This is a genomic window from Amphritea atlantica (genome assembly GCA_024397875.1).
In the GTDB taxonomy this organism is placed as follows: Bacteria; Pseudomonadota; Gammaproteobacteria; order Pseudomonadales; family Balneatricaceae; genus Amphritea; species Amphritea atlantica_B.
The window spans coordinates 2,713,097-2,729,089 of the sequence record CP073344.1 but is presented as its reverse complement, the minus strand read 5'-3'; the positions used below and the strand labels follow the sequence as shown (position 1 = coordinate 2,729,089).

Genomic DNA, 15,993 nt, shown 5'->3' with positions numbered 1-15,993 from the left:
ATCATGTCTCCCCTCATATCACCTTAGGACAGACCCGCAATGCCCCCATTATTTGAAGAGATCGATAGCCAGAACTCCCCTTTAGGGCAGATCTCCCTGCGCAAACGGCGTATGCCCGCGTTCGGTGACCGGGATATCTACGAAGTGAAACTCGGCGATGAGTTTCTGATGTCGAGTATGTTTGTCGAAGCAGAAGAGGCGTTGTCTACTCTGGGGTTAGCAGCCGTAGAGGGCGAGAACCTCAGTGTTGTGGTGGGTGGGCTGGGGCTGGGTTACACCGCCGTGGCAGCGTTAAAAGATGAGCGGATTGATGAGCTGCTGGTGGTGGATGCGATAGCGACGGTGATCGGCTGGCACCGGGATGAGTTGGTGCCCCTGGGTAAGATACTCAATGCGGATTCTCGCAATCGCTATGTGTTGGGCAGTTTCTTCGATCTGGCTACTGATCCCGCCAGCAGCTTTGATCCGGACAGCGAAGCTAAGCAATTTGATGCCATTCTGCTGGATATCGATCACTCCCCAACAGAGTATCTTAATTCAGCCAATGCCAGTTTTTATACCACCGACAACCTGACGCTGATGGCGCAGCAATTAAAACCCGGTGGCGTGTTTGCCATGTGGTCACAAAACCTGCCGGAAGCCAGTTTTGAAGCGTTGCTGAGCACAGTGTTTGCGCGAGTCGACTCCCATGTGGTTTCTTTTTATAACCCTTTTCAGGGCGGTGAATCGACCAATTCGGTGTATGTGTGTGTGAAGGCATAGACACTGAAGACAAGGCTCACCACAGAGGGCACAGAGTTCACAGAGAAGAGCAAAGCAAAGGCATGTAAGAGAGAGTGCTCAATACGGATGATCAGATTTCGCTTCAGTCGCAGAGATCGGTGATGCTAACAGTAAAAGAGCTTAACCCTAAAACCCTCGGTGCTCTCTGTGTGCTCTGTGGTAAAACCGCTTTTCACATATAAAAGATAACCACAGACGGTTCGGAGCTTACAGAGAAAAGGCTAAAGTCTGACCGGGAGTTGCAGGCAGCTGCAGGTGTAATCCGGTGAAACCGGTTGATGTGTACTTTCAGGAAGGGATTAACGGTTGTGTGGTAAGTGTCGGGCTTCGTCTGGCGAAGCCCAACGGACTAATTTTGCTTAGTCGAGGTGCTTAGTCATAGTGCTTAGGTGAAGTGCTTAAGCAAAAACGAAATACTTGCGAACGGTTTCTACGACTTCCCAGGTGCCTTTCATACCCGGCTCGATCACGAATACATCGCCGCCTTTCAGGTGTACGGGCTCTTCGCCTTCAGGCGTAATGATGCAGTAGCCTTCCAGGAAGTGACAGAATTCCCATTTATCGTAATTGACCTCGAATTTCCCTGGTGTGCAGATCCAGGTGCCCATGATTTTGCTGCCATCTTCAGACAGGTAGGCATTGAGGTTCACGGTGTGCGGGTCACCGCCGATGCGTGTCCACTTGGTCGCGTCAACGACTGGCGTGGGGCAGGTTTCGCGCATTACTGTGATGAAATCGGACATGTCAGCTCCAAACGTTCTGATTAAATGATCTGCCATTCTAGTCAAGTGAGAGATCAGGGATTGTCCGGTTCCGACGTGGTTTATTCTAAAACGCCTTTGTTGAAACAATAACCACAGAGGACACTGAGTTCACAGAGAAAGCAAAGGTCGATAATCCTTTAAACCCTCGGTGCTCTCTGTGTTCTCTGTGCTGAAACCGCTTTTTATAACCACAGAGGACACAGAGTACTCGGAGAAGAGCAAAGATCTATAAAAGCGTTATTTTGAATACAGCGGCGTTGATTTTGGCTTAGCAGCAGTGATCGGTGAAGGGCACAGAGAAATATACTGAAGCTCTTTCAGTTAACTCGTTCCTCAGTGCTCTCTGTGTTCTCTGTGGTAAAAAATGTTTTTTAGTGAAACCCGCTAGCGGATAAACACCAGGCTTCCTGCACTGATAAACAGTCCGCCACAGAAACGGTTGAAGCGGCGGATATTGCGCTGCTTTTTCAGCGCCGGTGCCAGCACTTTAGCGGCCAGGCCATAGCCCAGCTTGCTGAGCAGGTCGAGCACACACCAACTGACAGACATAATCAGCAACTGCATCAGCAGCGGGCTTTCCTGAGTCATAAACTGGGGCAGAAAGGCAACAAAGAAGAGTATGTCTTTGGGGTTGCTGATACCCAGCGTAAAGGCGCGGCGGAACATGATTCCACGGCCACTGCTGGCCGCAGTCTGAGTGTCGCTGCTGGTCTGTCCCGCATCCCGCCAGGCCCGATAACCGAGCCAGATCAGATAGGCTGCGCCGATATAGCGAAGCAGGGTAAACAGCTGCTCTGAGGCCAGCAGCAGCGCACCCAGCCCGGTCGCCGAGGCGATCAGCAGAATCAGGGATGCACTGACACCGCCTAAGAATGCCGGGTAGCTGCGGCGGATACCGAAATTCAGGCTGTTGCTCATCATTAACAGCGATAACGGGCCCGGGATCAGGATCACCAGCAGGGCGGCAGAGCAGTATAGTAACCAGGTTTCTAAAGTCATCGGTGTCTCAAATGCTATTGATTAAATAAAACAGCCCTCCCGGAAAGGGAGGGCTGGTTAAAAATTAGCCATGTATCTTTAGCCGTACTTTATGGCAGGAAGATAAACTTTGCAACGAAGATCGCGGTCAGCGCCCACACGCCGGTGGATATGGTGGATGCCTTACCGGTCGTTACTTTCATAAAGGTGTAGGTGATAAAACCGATGGCGATGCCGTTGGCGATGGAGAAGGTCAGCGGCATCATGATGGTGGTCATCAGGGCGGGCGCAAACTCAGTGAGGTCATCCCAGTCGATTTTGGCCAGAGAACCCATCATCAGCATGGCGACATAGATCAGTGCGCCATCGACCGCAAAGCCGGGCAGCATCTGCGCCAGTGGCAGCAGAAACAAACCCAGCAGGAACATAATACCGATCACGACAGCGGTCAGACCGGTACGGCCACCGGCCGCAACACCCGCCGCGGATTCAACATAGGAAGTGACCGGAGGGCAGCCAAACGCGGTACCGATGACCGACGAGATAGAGTCCGCTTTGAGGGACTTATCCAGCCCTTCGATCTTGCCGTTTTCATCCTGCAGGTTGGCCCGTTGGGCAACCCCCATCAGGGTGCCGGCAGTATCGAAAATATTCACGAACAGGAAGGTGATAATCACCGGAATCAGGGCAACATCGAAAGCGCCGATTATATCCAGCTGCATAAATACCGGTGCCAGGTCGCCGAAATTGGGTACGGCGATCAGGCCGTTTTCAGGCCAGGCCATAAACCCTGAAGCCGGTGCCCAGTCGACACTGGCAGTGAAAAACTCAGGGGGCAGCAGGGCCGACATCAGGAAGGCGACAGCGGTGGTGATAGCGATACCGATGATGACCGAACCAAACACACGGCGATAACTCAGAATACAGATCAGCAGGAAGCTAAGTAGTCCCAGGGCTGGGGCTTCGGGGCCGAATTTACCGAAACCGAAGTGAGTCAGATCTGCCAGCGCCACCACATTATCAGGATTGGGCACGATCAGGCCGGTAAAGCGCAGACCGATAAAGCCGAGGAACAGTCCGACACCGGCGGTCATCGCCAGGCGCAGGCTTAGCGGAATACTCTCAAGCATCCACTCTCTTAAACGGGTGACACTCATCAGTACAAACAGCACCCCGGAGAGAAACACCGCGCCCAGGGCGATCTGCCAGCTGTAGTTCATCTCCATCACCACGGTAAAGGTAAAAAAGGCGTTCAGGCCCATCCCCGGTGCCAGGCCGATTGGCCAGTTAGCATACAGTCCCATGAAGATGGTGGCGATGGCGGCGCCGATACAGGTGGCCAGAAACAGACCGTCAAACGGCATTCCTGTTTTCGACATGATGATGGGATTCAGGAACATAATGTAGGACATGGTGACGAAGGTGGTCAGACCCGCGAGTATCTCTGTCCGGAAATTGGTTTTATGTTCGCCGAGTTTGAAAAACCGGTCCAGAAAACTGCGGTTTTGCGAGGACGATGGTGAATCCATCGTCGCTTGATCTAGTTGTATGTTTTCCACAACTTTAACTCCTGATCTGGGGTGTCGCCCATTTTATTTTTATTGAGGCCGTCAGTGAATTATCTGGCGACCGGGTTGTTGTGTTTCATTCCCTGGAAAAATAATGCGTCCTGAACAATATTGTGTTTGTATTCATACTATAATTGTATACAAAAAAGTCAACTCAAAAGTCAGGTTTTCAGGGTTTGCTGGTTTTAGTATGTGAAACAGCGGGTTCTTTTTTGTGCTGTCACAACGGGTCGATGGATGATTCAGACAGCTGATTAAGCCCGCTGCAAACGGTAGTGTAGCGGCACAGTTGAGGTTTTTCATGGCGCTGGTTATGTGTACAAAATATGCACTTTTGTGTATTATCGATTAACGTTTTCAATCAAAAAGTTATGGCTGTTTTTTCATCTGCTTTTGGCCGGTGACCCGGAGTTAAAGAGGCTTTATGAGTCAGATATCTGAGTTAAAAAAGAGTGATACCAAGCGGGACGGTAAAAAGACCCAGGACGATATTGTCTACGCACATATTTTTGATGCGATCCTGGAGCAGCGCCTCTCGCCCGGCACCAAGCTGAACGAGGAATCATTGGGTGAAATCTTTGGCGTCAGTCGCACCATTATCCGTCGGGCCCTGTCGCGTCTGGGTCATGAACAGGTGGTGGTATTACGCCCCAACCGGGGCGCGGTGGTGGCCTGTCCGACGATTGAAGAGGCCCGCCAGATCGTGTTTGCCCGCCGGGTGGTGGAAAAAGCGGTAACAGAGCTGGTGTGTGATCATGCCCAGAAGAAACAGCTGGAGCAGCTGCGACAGATGGTGCGGGACGAACAGGCGTGTTTTGATCGGGGTGACCGGGGTGCGGGTATTCGTCTCTCCGGTGAGTTTCACCTGATGCTGGCAGAGATCGCCAGTAATCCGCCACTGCTGAGCTTTCAGCGCAGTCTGGTGTCGCTTTGCTCTCTGATTATTGCGCAGTATGAAAGTGGTGCTAAATCGCACTGTTCCTATGATGAGCATTTTGAGCTGATCGATGCGATTGCCCAGAAGGACAAAGCCAGGGCGGTGAGTCTGATGATGCATCACCTCGATCATATTGAGGAGAAGCTGAGCCTGGATGACGAGATCGCCACCGATGATCTGAGGGCTATCTTCTCTAATGTTCGGAATTCGAGATAATGGTTTATATCTAAATCTCTGTGCCCTCTGTGGTAAAAAGAATGAAAGATGACTTAACCACAGAGAGCACAGAGTTAAAAGCTGGGTCTACCATGACTAAGAGCAGGATTTAAACTCCGTTCGGCTAAAAATTCAGATGTAAAAAAGGCTGATCCGTAAAAGATCAGCCTTTTTTGTTTTCTGCCTGGCCTTGTGCTTATTGCGTTTATTGTCGGCTATAGACCTGCTCTCCCATGGAGAAGGTTGCTTTAACCGCCCGGTCATCCCCCAGAGTCATCATCACAAACAGGCGCTCCTCGATTGTTTTGGTCTGTGCCATCCGGTAGTTCAGCAGCGGTGTGGCCTGGTAATCCAGTACCACAAAGTCAGCTTCGCTGCCGGGCTCCAGGTTGCCTACCTGTTGATCCAGGTGTAGTGCCCGGGCGCCGCCCAGCGTGGCCAGATAAAAGGACTTATACGGGTGTAGTTTTACCCCCTGCAACTGCATGACCTTATACGCTTCATTGAGGGTTTGCAGTATCGAGAAGCTGGTGCCGGCGCCGACATCGGTGCCCAGTCCCACTTTGATTTTGTGTTGTTCTGCCTGTGGCAGGTTAAACAGACCACTGCCGAGGAACAGGTTGGAGGTGGGGCAGAACGCGATTGCTGAACCGGTTTCACTCAGCCGGGCACACTCTTCGTCATCGAGGTGTACACCATGGGCGAATACCGATCGTTCCCCCAGTAGCTGATGGTGATCGTAGACATCGAGATAACCCTTTTGCTGCGGGAACAGCTCTTTGACCCATTCGATCTCGTTTTTGTTTTCCGACAGGTGAGTGTGCATATAGAGACCGTCGTACTCTTTGAGTAACTGCCCGGCCATATCCAGCTGTTCCGGAGAACTGGTGGGGGCAAAGCGGGGGGTAACCGCATAGTGCAGCCGGCCTTTACCGTGCCAGCGTTCGATCAGCGCTTTGCTCTCTTCATAGCTGCTGCGGGGGGTATCGGTGAGCGCTTGCGGCGCATTGCGATCCATCATTACCTTACCGGCGATCATGCGCAGATTCTGTTGTTCTGCGCGGGAAAAAAATGCATCCACCGATTGTGGATGAACGGTGCCGAATACCAGAGCGGTGGTGGTGCCGTTACGCAGCAGTTCAGTGAGGAAGATATCCGCGACCTCTGCGGCATGCTGACTATCGGCAAACTTCTGTTCGGCGGGAAAGGTGTAGTTTTCCAGCCAGTCGAGTAACTGTTCGCCGTAAGAGGCGATCATTCCGGTTTGCGGGTAATGGATATGGGTATCGATAAACCCCGGTGTAATGAGGGCATTCGGGTAATGTTTGATTTCACAGCCATGAGGCAGCTGTTCCAGCAGTTGCGCTGCGTCGCCCAGGGCGCTGATCTTACCGTTTTCAACCAGCATTAAACCATCTTCGAAATAGCGGATGCTGTTGGTTAAACCTATCTCAGCGGGGTCGCCCAGGCTGTCCAGCATCGCTGCACGGTAAGCGGTTACAGTGTTTTGTGTCATACGGGTTCTCAGTTGTACTTCATTTATCTGTTGATAGCCGGATCAGATGGCCAGACGATCAACGACCGATGTCGCTGCGGAGTTATTTGCCGATTTTTTGGTCGATTGTTGTGTCGATGAACTCTTGTGCTGAGTGTTAAACCCGGCGTTATAGTGGGCGATCACCTCGCCAGCGACCGATACGGCGATCTCGGCGGGCAGCTTTCCCCTGACGGCCGCAATTCCCATGGGGCAGGTCATCCGCTTGATCTGTTCATCGCTAAAGCCTTTCGCTTGCAGCCGGTGGATAAACTTGTTGCGCTTGGTGCGCGAACCGATCAGACCGAAGTATTTGAAATCGTTACGTTTCAGTATCGCCTCACTCAGCTCCTGATCCAGCTGGTGGTTATGGGTCATGACGATAAAGTAACTGCCTTCGGGTTGCTTTTCCACCTCGTCGACGGGGAACTCGTTGACCACCTTTTCCACCCCTTCAGGGATGGTTTCGGGAAACTCATCCTCACGGGCATCGATCCAGCGAATCTTACAGGGCAGACTGGCGAGTATCGGAATCAGTGCCCGGCCGACGTGACCGGCTCCGAACAGGGTGATTTTGACGATGTCAGTGTTCATCGGTTCAAACAGCAGGGTTGTGGCACCGCCGCAACACTGCCCCAGGCTGGCTCCCAGAGAGAAGCGTTCCAGTCTTGGCTGGGTCTGTTGTTCGGTCAGCAACTGTCGGGCAATTTTGATCGCCTTATACTCCAGATGCCCACCCCCGATGGTGTCAAACTGTTGCTCCTGGCTGACGATCATCTTGGCGCCGGAGTTGCGCGGCGTTGAACCGCGCTCCTCCACCACGGTAATGATGACTGCCGGGGTCGCCTCGGCTTCAATCCGGCTTAACGCTTTGATCCATTCACTGTTCATGACATCTCTCCTGCGATCATCGCTTCAGGGGGTTATCTCAGCAACCGGTGATACAGTCTGTTGCGCTTGTAATTGCTGCATTTCCCGAACCGCCCATAGCACCCGCTCGGGTGTTGCCGGCGCATCAATTGCGGGGCTTTTACGATAGTCCCCGATACTGGCGATGGCGTCTTTTATGGCACAGAACACTGAAATTCCCAGCATGAACGGCGGCTCGCCCACGGCTTTTGAGTGGAACACCGTGTCCTCTTTATTTTTGCGGTTTTCCACCAGACGGACGCGGAAGTCGATCGGCATATCGGTTACCGCCGGGATTTTGTAACCTGCGGGCCCCGAGGTCATCAGGCGTCCCTGATCATTCCACACCAGCTCTTCCGTGGTCAGCCAGCCTGCACCCTGCACGAATGCGCCTTCAACCTGACCAATATCGATCGCCGGGTTCAGTGATGCGCCGACATCATGGAGGATATCAACCCGCAGTATCTTATACTCACCGGTGAGGGTATCGATTACCACTTCGCTGCAGGCAGCGCCATAGGCAAAGTAGTAGAAGGGGCGGCCGCTGGCTTTTTCCCGGTCATAGAATATTTTCGGGGTACGATAAAAGCCGGTGCTGGAGAGTGAGATCTGATTGAAATAGACCAGCTGAATAAAGTCCGCGAAGGACATCAGCTGATCGCGGATCACTACGTGGTTATTGCGAAATTCGACATCCTCTTCAGTGACTTTAAAGTGATGCATGGCAAACTCAACCAGCCGCTGCTTAATGGTACGGGCCGCATTCTGGGCCGCCTTACCGTTCAGGTCGGCGCCGGATGAGGCCGCCGTCGGTGAAGTGTTGGGCACTTTTTCGGTATTGGTGGCGGTGATCTGGATGCTATCGAAATCGACCTGAAACTCTTCGGCTACAATCTGAGCGACCTTGGTGTTCAGGCCCTGTCCCATCTCGGTGCCGCCGTGGTTGAGGTGGATGCTGCCATCGGTGTAGATATGGATCAGGGCACCCGCCTGGTTGAGGAAGGTGGCGGTGAAGGAGATACCGAATTTCACCGGGGTCAGTGCCAGCCCCTTTTTCAGGAACGGACTGCTGGCGTTATACGCCTTAATCTCCCGGCGGCGCTGGTGATATTGACTGCTTTGCTCAAGATCGGCGAGCATCTCTGGCAGGACATTGTCCTCCACCTTCTGGTAGTAATGGGTGGTATCGCGACCTTCATCGCCATAAAGATTCAGTTTGCGAATCTCCAGCGGATCTTTCCCCAGCGAACGGGCGATCTCATCGAGAATGATTTCCGGCATGATCAGACCCTGAGGTCCGCCGAACCCCCGGTACGCGGTGTTAGACGCGGTATTGGTTTTACAGCGATAGCCGGTGATGGTGGCATCGCCGAGGTAGTAACTGTTATCGCTATGGAACATCGCCCGGTCAACTATCGAGTCCGACAGGTCGGGGGAGTTACCACAGTTGCCCGCCAGCTTCATTTCGCAGCCGGTGATCATACCGTTATCGTCAAAGCCGACATCATACTGATTGAAGAATGGATGGCGTTTACCGGTCATCATCATATCTTCCATCCGCGGCAGACGCATCTTAGCCGGGCGCCCGGTCAGTTTAGCCACCACGGCGGCGATACAGGCGGGGCCTGCCGCCTGAGTCTCCTTACCGCCGAATCCGCCACCCATGCGGCGCATATCGATCTGGACCTTGTTAAACGGAATATCCAGTACTTCGGCCACCAGTTTCTGTACTTCGGTGGGGTTCTGGGTCGATGAGTAGACGATCATGCCACCATCTTCGGTCGGTACCACTGAGGCGATCTGGGTTTCCAGATAGAAATGTTCCTGACCACCGATATGGACGCTGCCGGATAGACGGTGCTTTGCTGAGGCCAGTGCTGCAGCGGAATCACCCCGTTTATGGGAGTGCGGGTCGCTGACAAAATGGTTGCTTTGCAGCGCCTGCTCCACCGACAGCACGGGTTCCAGCTCTTCATACTCCACGATGGCCGCCATCGCTGCTTTACGGGCGGTTTCATGGTCACTGGCGGCGACCGCCAGTACCGGCTGACCGTAATACTCCACCCGGTCTTCAACCAGCAGTGGATCGCCGGGTTTCAGGGCGCCGATATCCTTAATGCCGGGGATATCTTCAGACGTTATCGCAATGGCAACACCGGGAAACGCGTAACAGGGAGCGGTATCAATACGGGTAATCCGGGCATGGGCTTTTTCTGACATCCGTGCATAGATATGCAGCTGATTGGGGAATTCAAGCCGGTCGTCGATGTAGACCGCTTCACCACTCACCTGTTTAGCCGCACTTTCGTGTTTTACACTGCGGCCAACGCCGGTTTTCAAATCCTGTTTAGTCAGTTCCAGCATCGTTTCATAGCTGGTTTTTTTCTTATGATCAGACATATGCAGTTACCCGTGTTTCAACTTCTGGGGATTCGATCTCAACAAAATAGCGGGTCAGCATGTTGCTTGCGACCAGTATGCGATACTCCTTCGAGGCGCGGAAATCTGAGATCGGATTGAAGTCCTGTTGCAGCGCCGCTTGGGCCTGTTCAATGGTGGCCATTGTCCAGGGGGCTCCGGTGAGCGCCTGTTCGCAGAGGCTGGCGCGTTTCGGAATCGCCGCCATGCCGCCAAAAGCGATACGGGCAGATTCGACCCTTCCGTTACTGATTTTCAGGTTAAAGCAGCCCAGCACGGCGGATATATCGTCGTCGATCCGTTTGGAAATCTTATAGCTGCGGAACTCTCCATTGCCTCTGGCCCGGGGCACGATTACTTTTTCGATAAACTCGCCCGGTTGCTGGTCAGTGACCTTATAATCGATAAAGTAGTCCTGCAGATCGATGGTGCGGCTCTGATCACCCTTGCGCAGCACCAGTTTTGCGCCCAGTGCGATCAGTACGGGGGGCGAGTCACCGATCGGTGAAGCGTTGCCGATATTGCCACCCAGAGTACCCTGGTTACGGATCTGCAGCGATGCAAAGCGGTGGAGCAGGGCGCCAAAGTCGGGGTAATCATTATTCAGGGTATCGTAACAACTGCTCAGCGAGGCGCTGGCACCCAGCTCTATCTGCTGCTCTGTGACGCTGATCTGTTTCAGTTCGGGGATATCACCGATATAGATCAGTGTCTCTATTTCCCGGTGAAACTGGGTGACTTCGAGGGCCAGGTCGGTGCCGCCAGCCAGCAGCCGGGCTTGCGGATACTGTTGCAACAGTATTGCTAGTTCAGCCATGCTGGTGGGGTTGAACGATCGCTTTGTGCCATCAGACAGTTCTGCTTGCTGACGCGGCTGGATCTCCCGCAACTTAGCCACCGTGGCATCCTGTTCCAGTGCAAAGCTGTCAGGCGTCGCATCAGTATACATCTGTTCGGCGGCTTCAATGATCGGGCGGTAGCCAGTGCAGCGGCAGAGATTGCCCGCAAGGGCTTCATTGATCTGTTCTTTGTCAGGGTGGGTGATGTTCTTGCCCAGCGCAAACATCGACATCACTATGCCGGGGGTGCAGAAACCACACTGGCTGCCATGACAATCGACCATAGCCTGTTGCGCCGGGTGAAGCTCTGATCCCTGTTTGAGGTCTTCCACGGTGATCAGTTGCTTTCCGTTCAGGGCGGAAACAAAGGTCAGGCAGGAGTTGATACTTTTATAGCGGATTCGGTCGCCATCCAGTTCCCCCAGTACCACTGTGCATGCGCCACAGTCGCCGGAGGCGCAGCCCTCTTTGGTGCCTGTCTTGCCAGATTCGGAACGCAGGTAGTTGAGTACCGTCATATTGGGGTCTAGCTGCTGCTCGACCCGCAGTTCCTTATTGAGTAAGAACCTGATCAATGTGGACCTCCTTTTTTATAAGTTTATCTGTATGGAGTTTAGTTCGGATTTTAGTCATTAAAATAAAACCTGACTTTTAAGTCAACTTATTTGAATTCCCCAGAGATCAAATCCGACCCTTGTCACCACTATATTTACCTGTCACTCAGATTAAATGCGAGAAATTGTTCTGTAGCAGCTTAGATAGCTGGGATGAATTTCTGTGAATGTTTGAAATGTTAATTTGTATACCTTTATTTGGTATATATTGTGTACAATATTTTCTAATTTCTTCTGATAATTGTCTGGCCTCACTGTTTTACAGGTTTCATTTCGAGTCGCTCTGAGGGGGAGTGTGCCGCCAGGCCACGGCCACAGAGGCCTCAGTGAGGGTCAGTAATATTCGAGCTGTGTGACTGAGCAGCAAGGAGTATCAGAAAGGTATTAAAGGCGTGTGCTTATTTTCACAATGTGGATACAAAGTATTCTATGTTTTGTGGACAATTATGCCGGGCTCGATTACTTTTATAACTCGTTAGTCAATCAGTCTGGCTGATTGCTTGTGAGAGCCTTGCTATCAATTTACGGCAAGGTCACCAAATAACAATAAATAGGTATGTCACAATGGCAAATCAGAGTTCCAAGATTCATCTGATCTTCGGGTTGGACGATAAGCCGGGGGTTGCCGTATCAACCTTTGCGGCTTTGCAGCATGTCCTGGCAAGTTTTATCGGCATTATCACCCCGACACTGATTGTCGGTGGGGTACTGGGACTTGGCAGTGAGATCCCCTATCTGGTCAGCATGGCGTTGATTGTATCCGGGATAGGGACATTTATTCAGGCGCGCCGTATCGGCCCTGTAGGATCGGGTCTGCTGTGTGTACAAGGCACCAGCTTTGCCTTCCTCAGTTCAATTCTGGCCGCGGGTTTTATTGTCAAAGGCAAGGGCGGCGGTCCGGATGAGATCCTTGCGACAATTTTTGGTGTCTGCTTTTTCGGCGCCTTTGTGGAGATCTTCCTGAGTCGTTTTATCGATAAGCTTAAGCGGATTATTACCCCGGTGGTCACCGGCACCATCATCACCCTGATCGGCCTTTCTCTGATTAAAGTGTCTATGACCGATATTGCCGGTGGTTTCGGCGCTCCGGACCTGGGGGCGCCGGTTAACCTGGCACTGGCGGGTGTTGTGCTGATCACCATCGTAATCTTTAACCGCTTTCAGATTCAGATGTTGCGCCTGAGTGCAGTGATCATCGGTCTGACAATTGGCTTTCTGGTTGCCTGGTCGATGGGCAAAGTGGATTTCAGTGGCTTGAGTGAGGTGTCACTGATCGCTATTCCGGTACCGTTTAAATATGGCTTCAGCTTTGATTTCGCGGCATTCCTGCCGATCGCTATTATCTATCTGATTACTGCACTGGAAACCACCGGTGACCTGACCGCTAACAGCATGGTTTCAAATCAGCCGGTCTCCGGTCCCGTGTATGTCCGGCGTATCAAAGCCGGGGTGCTGGCTGATGGCTGCAACTCAGCGATCGCTTCATCCCTGAACAGCTTGCCGATGACCACTTTCAGTCAGAATAACGGTGTGATTCAGCTGACCGGTGTTGCCAGTCGTCACGTAGCGCTGTTTATTGCCGGCATTCTGGTGCTGTTGGGGCTGTTTCCGGTGATTGGCGGAGTACTGCAGCAGATGCCTAAGCCTGTGCTGGGTGGTGCGACCCTGATTATGTTTGGCACCGTGGCAATGGCAGGGGTTAAAATTATCTCTCAGGCGGGCCTGAATCGCCGTAATATGCTGATCACCGCGATCTCAATAGGTCTGGGGCTGGGCGTGGCATCGGTGCCTGAAGTGTTGTCTTCAATGCCGGCAACGCTAAAAAGTATTTTCGGCTCGCCACTGACTATTGGCGCACTTTCAGCAATTATTCTGAACTTCATTCTGCCAATGAATATGGATGAAGTGGCGAGCGAGCAGGACGAAGATGTAGCAATAGCGGCGGATGAGTCTCTGCAGGAAAAAAGTGTCTGCCCAAATGTTAACGGCTAACTATTGGTCTTATGATTAAGCAGTAAATGATTGTGCAAACGGAGTGAAGATGTTGAACAGTTCCCGACGTGTCTGGATTAAAGCCCCTCTGGCAACACTGGAAAGCGATTGTGCTGGTGGCGTGGTGATAGAGGGCCAGACAATTGTTGAAGTGCTTGCCAGTGGTGCAGCACCCGCTAAGCCGGTTGATGAGGTTTTTGATGCCCGTGAACATGTGCTGTTGCCGGGGCTGATCAACGGTCATCACCACTTTTATCAGACGCTGACCCGGGCTTTTCCTCAGGCGTTGAATAAATCCCTGTTCAGCTGGCTGAAAAGTCTCTACCCGGTATGGGCCCGGCTGGGTGAGGAGATGATCGAGGTGTCGACTCAGGTGGCGCTTGCCGAGCTGCTGCTGTCCGGTTGCACCACCGCCAGTGATCATCACTATCTGTTTCCCCGGGGGCTGGAGAATGCCATCGATATTCAGATGGCGCAGGCTGAAAAACTCGGTGTCAGGGTGCACCTGACCCGGGGCTCGATGAGTCTGGGGGAGGATGATGGCGGTTTACCACCTCAGTCAACGGTGCAGGATGAAGAGACGATTCTGGCTGATAGTGAACGCCTCATCAGTCAATATCATCAGCCGGAAGCGGGTGCTATGAGCCGGGTTGCCCTGGCACCCTGTTCACCGTTTTCGGTCAGCGAAAGTCTGATGCGCGCCAGTGCTGAACTGGCTCGCAAGCATGATGTGCGGTTGCACACCCATCTGGCGGAAACCCATGATGAAACCGCTTTCTGCATCAAAATGTTTGGTCTGCGGCCGCTGGATTATCTGGAAAAAGTCGGCTGGCTGAACGACCGGGTCTGGCTGGCTCACGGTATCCATTTTAATGATGATGAGGTGCGTCGTTTGGGTGAGGCGGGCACTGGTATCTGCCACTGTCCATCTTCAAATATGCTGCTGGCGTCGGGGCTGTGTCCGACACTGGAGCTGGAACGCGCCGGTAGTCCGGTCGGTCTGGGGGTGGATGGCTCGGCCTCTAACGATGGTTCCAATATGATTCAGGAGGTGCGGCAGGCATTCCTGTTGGGACGGCTCAAATATGATGCCGCCGGGATTACCCACCAGAAGGTGCTTTCCTGGGCAACTGAGGGCTCAGCCCGCTGTCTTGGCCGGGATGATCTTGGATCACTCAAAGTAGGGCAGCAGGCTGATATCGCCCTGTTCAAACTGGATGAGTTACGTTTTGCCGGTGCTGGCGACCCGTTGGCAGCGCTGGTGCTCTGCGGTGCTCATCAGGCTGACAGGGTGATGGTCGCCGGCAGATGGCGTGTTATTGATGGCGCAATTGTTGATTACGATATCGCTCAACTGATACAGCGGCAGAAAGCGCTGGCGCGAAAACTGGCTTCCGGCTAACTCACTTCCCTCTGAATCTGTCCGCGGCGCCACTCTGCTGCGGACATAACCCTGTAATAAAAACACTGCAATGCTGGCCCGAATGGCCGGCAGGGCTAAGCACGTCTAAAAAAGCACGTTTTAAAAACAGAAAAATATAACAATAAGGAAACCTAAGATGAAAAAAGTACCAACGTCTGTCTGTGTCGTAGCCGGAGCGATGCTCTCAACTCTCTCCGCTTCGGCTTCTGCGGAGATGCTGTGGAGCTCTTTCAGCCTCAGTTATCTCAATGGTAGCGACTATGAGGTGGGCGATCCTGACCGTCAGGTGGTGACAGTCGAGCATGCCAGCGGTCACAGTTGGGGGGATAACTTCTTCTTCCTGGATCGGCTGGAATCGGATAACGGTGACAGTGAAAACTATATGGAACTTTCGCCGCGGCTGAGCCTGTCCAGTCTGACCGATAGTGACCTGTCTTTTGGTCCGGTCAACGATCTGCTGCTGGCGGGTACTTGGGAGAGCGGGGAAGGGTTTGATAACTTTCTTGCCGGTATCGGGGTGAGCCTCGATGTGCCGGGTTTTAAGTACTTTAATGCCAACCTGTACCGCGTTAACAACGATAAATCATCCGATGATACTCAGCTGACACTCACCTGGGGGCTACCGTTTGCGCTGAGTGAGGCTGAATTTCTTTACGATGGTTTTATCGACTGGACCACATCTGAGTCGGATAAAGCGTCGGAGATGAATTTCACCTCTCAGCTGAAATGGAACGCTGGCAAACTGATCGGCACCAAGGCACCGGTTTATGTCGGTGTGGAGTACGCCTACTGGAACAACAAGTTTGGTATCGATGGGGTTGACGAGCGTAACCCCGCACTCCTGCTGAAGTGGCATTTCTGACCGCTGGAGCTACAAACAGCAGGCTTACTACCGGCGCTTAGCCATCATTCTGGTGAATGAGCTGCTGATACCTCCCCCTTCGGTATCAGGCTGTTCATTGCCGATGGTTTGGCGCCACCTCATCTCTGTTTCGGTTTTTTTGAACTCCCTGCACGT

The 15,993-nt window shown here is 52.7% G+C and carries 12 protein-coding genes; 5 read left to right on the top strand and 7 right to left on the bottom strand.

The annotated features are described in order from the left end of the window. Positions 1-39: 39 nt before the first annotated feature. Positions 40-762 (top strand): spermidine synthase, encoded by a 723-nt coding sequence (locus tag KDX31_12525; protein UTW02183.1) that lies wholly within the window; start codon positions 40-42, stop codon positions 760-762. Between the two features lie 419 nt (positions 763-1,181). Here the strand turns inward: KDX31_12525 and KDX31_12520 are convergent, their stop codons facing one another. The 3 genes from KDX31_12520 to KDX31_12510 all read right to left on the bottom strand — a co-directional run bounded on the left by KDX31_12520 (position 1,182) and on the right by KDX31_12510 (position 4,054). Beyond that, positions 1,182-1,526: a cupin domain-containing protein gene (locus tag KDX31_12520; protein UTW02182.1), complete on the bottom strand. Its 345-nt coding sequence runs from the start codon at positions 1,524-1,526 to the stop codon at positions 1,182-1,184. Positions 1,527-1,931: 405 nt separating this feature from the next. Further along, complete coding sequence (locus tag KDX31_12515; protein UTW02181.1) at positions 1,932-2,546, bottom strand: LysE family translocator; 615 nt, start codon at positions 2,544-2,546, stop codon at positions 1,932-1,934. A gap of 89 nt (positions 2,547-2,635) precedes the next feature. Beyond that, positions 2,636-4,054 (bottom strand): NCS2 family permease, encoded by a 1,419-nt coding sequence (locus tag KDX31_12510; protein ID UTW05386.1) that lies wholly within the window; start codon positions 4,052-4,054, stop codon positions 2,636-2,638. 463 nt (positions 4,055-4,517) lie between these two features. Between KDX31_12510 and KDX31_12505 the strand changes: the two genes are divergently transcribed. Beyond that, positions 4,518-5,246 carry a GntR family transcriptional regulator gene (locus tag KDX31_12505; GenBank protein UTW02180.1) on the top strand — a complete coding sequence of 243 codons (729 nt, stop codon included), beginning with the start codon at positions 4,518-4,520 and terminating at the stop codon, positions 5,244-5,246. A 205-nt stretch (positions 5,247-5,451) separates the two neighbouring features. Here the strand turns inward: KDX31_12505 and guaD are convergent, their stop codons facing one another. The 4 genes from guaD to xdhA are packed head-to-tail and all read right to left on the bottom strand — an operon-like array spanning position 5,452 to position 11,521. Next, on the bottom strand, positions 5,452-6,762 hold the full coding sequence (gene guaD, locus KDX31_12500) for a guanine deaminase (protein UTW02179.1): 1,311 nt from the start codon (positions 6,760-6,762) through the stop codon (positions 5,452-5,454). A gap of 42 nt (positions 6,763-6,804) precedes the next feature. Further along, positions 6,805-7,671, bottom strand: a complete 867-nt coding sequence (gene xdhC, locus KDX31_12495) for a xanthine dehydrogenase accessory protein XdhC (GenBank protein UTW02178.1) — start codon at positions 7,669-7,671, stop codon at positions 6,805-6,807. A gap of 24 nt (positions 7,672-7,695) precedes the next feature. After that, entirely contained in the window at positions 7,696-10,089 is a 2,394-nt protein-coding gene (xdhB, locus tag KDX31_12490; GenBank protein UTW02177.1) for a xanthine dehydrogenase molybdopterin binding subunit, read from the bottom strand. Then, on the bottom strand, positions 10,082-11,521 hold the full coding sequence (xdhA, locus tag KDX31_12485) for a xanthine dehydrogenase small subunit (GenBank protein ID UTW02176.1): 1,440 nt from the start codon (positions 11,519-11,521) through the stop codon (positions 10,082-10,084). The genes xdhB and xdhA overlap by 8 nt, the downstream gene beginning before the upstream one ends. Positions 11,522-12,124: 603 nt before the next feature. Between xdhA and KDX31_12480 the strand changes: the two genes are divergently transcribed. The 3 genes from KDX31_12480 (at position 12,125) to KDX31_12470 (ending at position 15,837) form a co-directional block, all read left to right on the top strand. Then, a complete protein-coding gene (locus KDX31_12480; GenBank protein ID UTW02175.1) occupies positions 12,125-13,552 on the top strand; it encodes a purine permease in 1,428 nt (475 codons plus the stop codon). Positions 13,553-13,601: 49 nt separating this feature from the next. Next, on the top strand, positions 13,602-14,954 hold the full coding sequence (locus KDX31_12475; GenBank protein ID UTW02174.1) for an 8-oxoguanine deaminase: 1,353 nt from the start codon (positions 13,602-13,604) through the stop codon (positions 14,952-14,954). A 157-nt stretch (positions 14,955-15,111) separates the two neighbouring features. Beyond that, positions 15,112-15,837 (top strand): DUF5020 family protein, encoded by a 726-nt coding sequence (locus KDX31_12470; GenBank protein UTW02173.1) that lies wholly within the window; start codon positions 15,112-15,114, stop codon positions 15,835-15,837. The last annotated feature ends 156 nt before the right edge of the window (positions 15,838-15,993 follow it).